The organism is Kitasatospora sp. NPDC093558 (assembly GCF_040683475.1).
Classification (GTDB): domain Bacteria; phylum Actinomycetota; class Actinomycetes; order Streptomycetales; family Streptomycetaceae; genus Kitasatospora.
The window spans coordinates 1-5,230 of record NZ_JBFBDY010000443.1 but is presented as its reverse complement, the minus strand read 5'-3'; the positions used below and the strand labels follow the sequence as shown (position 1 = coordinate 5,230).

At 71.7% G+C, this 5,230-nt stretch carries 5 protein-coding genes; all 5 read left to right on the top strand.

The window, feature by feature from the left end:
- The first annotated feature begins 403 nt into the window (after nt 1-403).
- The 5 genes from AB0O00_RS28580 to AB0O00_RS28560 are packed head-to-tail and all read left to right on the top strand — an operon-like array spanning nt 404 to nt 5,205.
- Nucleotides 404-1,819, top strand: a complete 1,416-nt coding sequence (locus AB0O00_RS28580; RefSeq protein WP_363656567.1) for a glycosyltransferase — start codon at nt 404-406, stop codon at nt 1,817-1,819.
- Between the two features lie 48 nt (nt 1,820-1,867).
- The gene (locus tag AB0O00_RS28575) at nt 1,868-2,926 is read left to right on the top strand and encodes a DegT/DnrJ/EryC1/StrS family aminotransferase (RefSeq protein WP_363656565.1); all 1,059 of its coding nucleotides are present in this window, start codon (nt 1,868-1,870) and stop codon (nt 2,924-2,926) included.
- 28 nt (nt 2,927-2,954) lie between these two features.
- Nucleotides 2,955-4,181: a cytochrome P450 gene (locus AB0O00_RS28570; RefSeq protein ID WP_363656563.1), complete on the top strand. Its 1,227-nt coding sequence runs from the start codon at nt 2,955-2,957 to the stop codon at nt 4,179-4,181.
- Between the two features lie 28 nt (nt 4,182-4,209).
- Nucleotides 4,210-4,404, top strand: coding sequence for a ferredoxin (locus AB0O00_RS28565; protein WP_363656561.1), 195 nt, complete (start codon nt 4,210-4,212; stop codon nt 4,402-4,404).
- A 42-nt stretch (nt 4,405-4,446) separates the two neighbouring features.
- On the top strand, nt 4,447-5,205 hold the full coding sequence (locus AB0O00_RS28560) for an alpha/beta fold hydrolase (RefSeq protein ID WP_363656559.1): 759 nt from the start codon (nt 4,447-4,449) through the stop codon (nt 5,203-5,205).
- Nucleotides 5,206-5,230: the final 25 nt, after the last annotated feature.

Here is a 5,230-nt window from a genome sequence, read left to right as displayed (position 1 = left end):
CCCCGGGCTTCACCCCGGCGTTGGTGAACAGCATCCGGTAGGCCGTCAGCCACGCCGTGGGCAGGCAGGCGGCCTCCTCGAAGCTGAGCTCGGCCTCAAGAATGTATGGGACGCGTCAAGAACGGGGCGGGTACCCGAACGGGTTCCAGCCGTTCCGGCGCCGGTCCGCCGTCCCCGCCGGCGGCCGTCCGCCCCGCCGCGGACCGCCACCGGATCGCCCGGGGAATGTAGAACCACCCGTGGGAATCTCTTTACCGCCGGGCCGCGGTCCAAACCCGCGCACACCCGGGCGATCGGACCGGGCTCCGGGCCGGCTGCCGCCAGGACTAAGGAATTCCCGGCACCGGGCGTGAGACCAAGGTGGGGTGCACCCCCAGCCGTCCCCCGCCCCCGAGGGAGTCCGATGAACGAGCGCAGCGAGCGATCAGTACAGAAGGGCGCCCCGCAGCGGCCGATCCTGTTCGTCAGCCTGCCGGAGAGCGGGCTGCTCAACCCGCTGCTGGTGCTGGCCGGTGAGCTGGCCCGCCGGGGCGTGCCCGACCTCTGGTTCGCCACCGACGAGCCCCGGCGCGCCGATGTGCTGGCCCTCGCCGACGAGTCCGCGGTGGAGTTCGCCTCGCTCGGCGAGGTCTTCTCCGAGCTGTCCGCGGTCAGCTGGAGCGACGAGGTCTACCGCGAGGTGACCCAGCCGGACCGCTTCCGCGCCCACCGGGCGGTGATCCACCAGTCGTACCGGCCCGATCTGCAGGCCGAGAAATACCGCCGGCTGGCCGCCGTCGTCGACAAGTGCAATCCGGCCCTGATGGTCATCGACTGCGTCAGCTCGTTCGCCGTCGACCTCGCCCTGACGCGGGGCATCCCGTTCGTGCTCAGCGTGCCGTTCCTGCCGAGCAATGTGCTCACCTCGCACAGCCCATTCGGCAGCTCGTACACGCCCAAGGATTTCCCCGTGCCGCATTCCGGCCTGCCGTACCCGATGGGTTTCGGCCAGCGGCTGGCCAACCGGTTGTTCAAGCTGCGCACGCTCGCGCTGTTCTTCAACCCGGCCATGGGGAAGGTGCTTTCCGAGGACGCCAGGCTGCGCAAGGAACTCGGCCTTCCCAAGCCCAGTCCGATGACCCGGATCGACCGGGCCGAAATGGTGCTGTGCAATTCCGTGCGGGAGCTCGACTACCCGTTCGAGATGCCGGGAAAGGTCAAGCTGGTCGGGGCGATGGTGCCGCCCCTGCCGGAGTCCACGCGGGCCGCGGACGACACCGGCGTGATGGACTGGCTGGACGCGCAGTCCTCGGTGGTCTACATGGGCTTCGGCACGATCACCCGGCTGACCCGGCCGCAGGTGGCCGCTCTCGTCGAGGTGGCGCGGCGGCTGGACGGGCGCCACCAGGTGCTGTGGCGGCTGCCGGCCGAGCAGCAGCACCTGCTGCCGCCGGCCGACCAACTGCCGGGGAACCTGCGGATCGAGAGCTGGCTGCCCTCGCAGCTGGACGTCCTGGCCCATCCCAAGGTCGGGGTGTTCTTCACCCACGGCGGCGGCAACGGCTTCCACGAGGGCGTGTACTTCGGCAAGCCGCTGGTGGTCCGCCCGCTGTGGGTGGACTGCTACGACCAGGCCGTGCGCGGACGGGACTTCGGGATCAGCCTGACCCTGGACCGGCCGCAGGACCTCGACCCGGACGACGTCGTCGACAAGCTCACCCGCGTGCTCGACGACGGCTCCTTCCGCGAGCGCGCCGAGCGCATCGGCGCCCTGCAGCGCGCCGCCGGCGGCCGCACCACGGCGGCCGACCTCCTGCTCGCGCTGCCCGCGCTCACCTGACACACCACACGGCAGATCCGCCCACCCGACCCATGAGTTGAGGACCGCATGCCCTTCACCATCCCCGTGTCCCGGCCCAGCCTGGACGGGCGCGAGCTGGAATACGTCACGAGCACGATCGGCGACGGCTGGATCTCCTCCCAGGGCCCGTACGTGCGGCGCTTCGAGCGGGCCTTCGCCGACTACAACGGCTCCGCCCACGGCGTGGCCTGCTCCTCCGGGACGGCGGCGCTCACGCTGGCGCTGCGCGCCCTCGGCGTGGGACCCGGCGACGAGGTGATCGTGCCCGAGTTCACCATGATCGCCACCGCCTGGGCGGTCACCTACACCGGCGCGACCCCGGTGTTCGTCGACTGCGCGGACGACCTGAACATCGACGTCGCGCGGATCGAGGAGAAGATCACCCCGCGCACCAGGGTGATCATGCCGGTGCACGTCTACGGGCGGCGCTGCGACATGGCGGCCGTCATGGACCTCGCGCACCAGTACAACCTGCGCGTCGTCGAGGACTCCGCCGAGGCGCACGGCATCCGCCCGACCGGCGACATCGCGTGCTTCTCGCTGTTCGCCAACAAGATCATCACGGCCGGCGAGGGCGGCATCTGCCTCACCGACGACCCCCGCCTGGCCGCCCAGCTTGACCACCTGCGCGCCATGGCCTTCACCACCGACCACAGCTTCGTCCACAAGAAGCTCGCCTACAACTTCCGCATGACGGCCATGCAGGCCGCCGTCGCCCTCGCCCAGACCGAGCGCCTCGACGCGATCCTCGCCACCCGGCGGGAGCTCGAGCAGCGCTACGACCAGGGCCTCAAGGACGTCCCCGGGATCACCCTCATGCCGCCCCGCGACGTGCTGTGGATGTACGACGTGCGGACCGAACGCCGCGCCGAGCTGCGCGAGTTCCTCGCCGCCGAGGGCATCGAGACCCGGCTGTTCTTCCAGCCGATGAGCCGGCAGCCCGGCTACCTCGACCCGGCCTGGCCCGGCCTCAACGCGGCCCGCTTCGCCGCCGACGGCCTCTACCTGCCCACCTACACCGACCTGACGCCCGCCGACCAGGACCGCGTGATCGGCGCCGTCCGCGCGTTCCACGGCGCGTCCTGAACCGGCCCGCCGGAGGAGACCCGAACCCATGACGCCCGACACTGCGCCGACCAACAGCGTGACGGGAAGCCCGACGGGAAGCACAACCGGACCCCCGGTGGTCGACTTCCCGCTGCGCGTGCCCGGCGAGTCCTTCCCGCCGCCGCGCTACCAGGACTACCGGGAGCGGCAGGGCCTGGTCCTGTCCCACCTGCCGAACGGCCGCAAGGTCTGGCTGGTGACCCGGCACGAGGACGTCCGGTCCGTCCTCACCAACAAGAAGATCAGCTCCAACCCGGACCACCCGGGCTTCCCGAACGTCGGCGAGACCATGGGCGTGCCGCGCCAGGAGCAGATCCCCGGCTGGTTCGTCGGGCTCGACTCCCCCGAGCACGACCGCTTCCGCAAGGCGCTCATCCCGGAGTTCACCGTCCGCCGGGTGCGGGAGCTGCGGCCCGCGGTCGAGCAGACCGTCGACCGGTGCATCGACGCGATGCTGGCGGCGGGCGACGAGGCCGACCTGGTGGCCGACTTCGCGCTGCCCGTCCCCTCGCTGGTCATCTCCTCGCTGCTGGGCGTGCCGCCGGTGGACCGGGACTTCTTCGAGTCCCGCACCCGCACGCTCGTCGCGATCCAGGCCTCCACCGACCAGCAGCGCGACACCGCCTCGCGCGAACTGCTGCGCTACATCAACCGGTTGGTGGCGATCAAGCAGAAGTGGCCCGGCGACGACCTGATCAGCCGGCTGCTGGCGACCGGCGCGATCGAGCCCCACGAGATGTCCGGGGTGCTGATGCTGCTGCTCATCGCCGGGCACGAGACGACGGCCAACAACATCGCGCTCGGCGTGGTGACGCTGCTCCAGCACCCCGAGTGGATCGGCGACGACCGCGTGGTGGAGGAGACGCTGCGCTTCCACTCGGTGGCCGACCTGGTCTCGCTGCGGGTCGCCGTCGAGGACGTCGAGATCTCCGGGCAGCTGGTGCGGGCCGGCGAGGGCATCGTGCCGCTGGTGGCCGCCGCCAACCACGACGAGAAGGCCTTCTCGTGCCCGTACGCTTTCGACCCGGCCCGCACCGAGCGCCACCACGTCGCGTTCGGCTACGGCGTCCACCAGTGCCTGGGCCAGAACCTGGTCCGGATCGAGATGGAGATCGCCTACCGCCGGCTCTTCGAGCGCATCCCGGGCCTGCGCCTCGCGGTGCCGGCCGAGGAGCTGCCACTCAAGTACGACGGCGTGCTGTGCGGCCTGCACGCGCTGCCGGTCCGCTGGTAGCACCCGAGTCGTGTCAGGAGAACCGTTCATGCGCATCACCGTCGACACCGACCGCTGCGTCGGCGCGGGCCAGTGCGTCCTCAACGCCCCGGCCGTGTTCGACCAGGACGACGACGGCGTGGTCGAACTGCAGGCCCCCGACGTGGCCGCCGAGGACCACGACGCGGTCGACACCGCCGCCACCCTCTGCCCGTCCGGTGCCATCACCGTCCACCGGGCCTGACCCCCCGCCCCGCCACGGGCCCCGAGAGAGGACCCCGACCCCATGACCAGTCCCGGCACGCCGAGCACGCTGTGGCTGCGCCGCTTCCACCCGGGTGAGGGCCGCGCCGTACGGCTGGTGTGCTTCCCGCACGCCGGCGGCTCCGCGAGCTTCTTCCACCCCGTCTCCGCGGCGCTCGCCGCCGAGGCCGAGGTGATCGCCCTGCAGTACCCCGGCCGGCAGGACCGCCGCCTGGAGCCCTGCGTCGAGGACATCGCGACCCTCGCCGACCGGATCACCGAGGAACTGCTCACGCTTGACGACCGGCCCACCGTCTTCTTCGGCCACAGCATGGGCGCCGTCCTCGCGTTCGAGACCGCCTGGCGGCTGGAGCAGAAGGGCACCCACGCGCCCGGGGCGGTCATCGCCTCCGGCCGCCGCGCGCCCTCCACCACCCGCACCGAGACGGTGCACCAGCAGGACGACAACGGCGTCATCGCCGAGCTCAAGCTGCTCAACGGCACCAACGCCCAACTCCTCGGCGACGAGGAGATCCTGCGGATGGCGATGCCCGCGATCCGCGCCGACTACCGCGCCATCGAGCGCTACACCTGCGGCACCGACCGCGTCCTCGGCTGCCCGGTCACCGCGCTCACCGGCGACGCCGACCCGCGCACCACCGTCGCCGAGGCCCGCGCCTGGCAGACCCACACCGCCGGCGACTTCCGCCTCCAGGTCCTGCCCGGCGGCCACTTCTTCCTCGCCGACCAGCAGCCGGCGGTGCTCCGGGAGATCTCCGCCGCACTCGCCGCGCTCCGCTGACGGACCGCCGGCCCGGACAAGGACC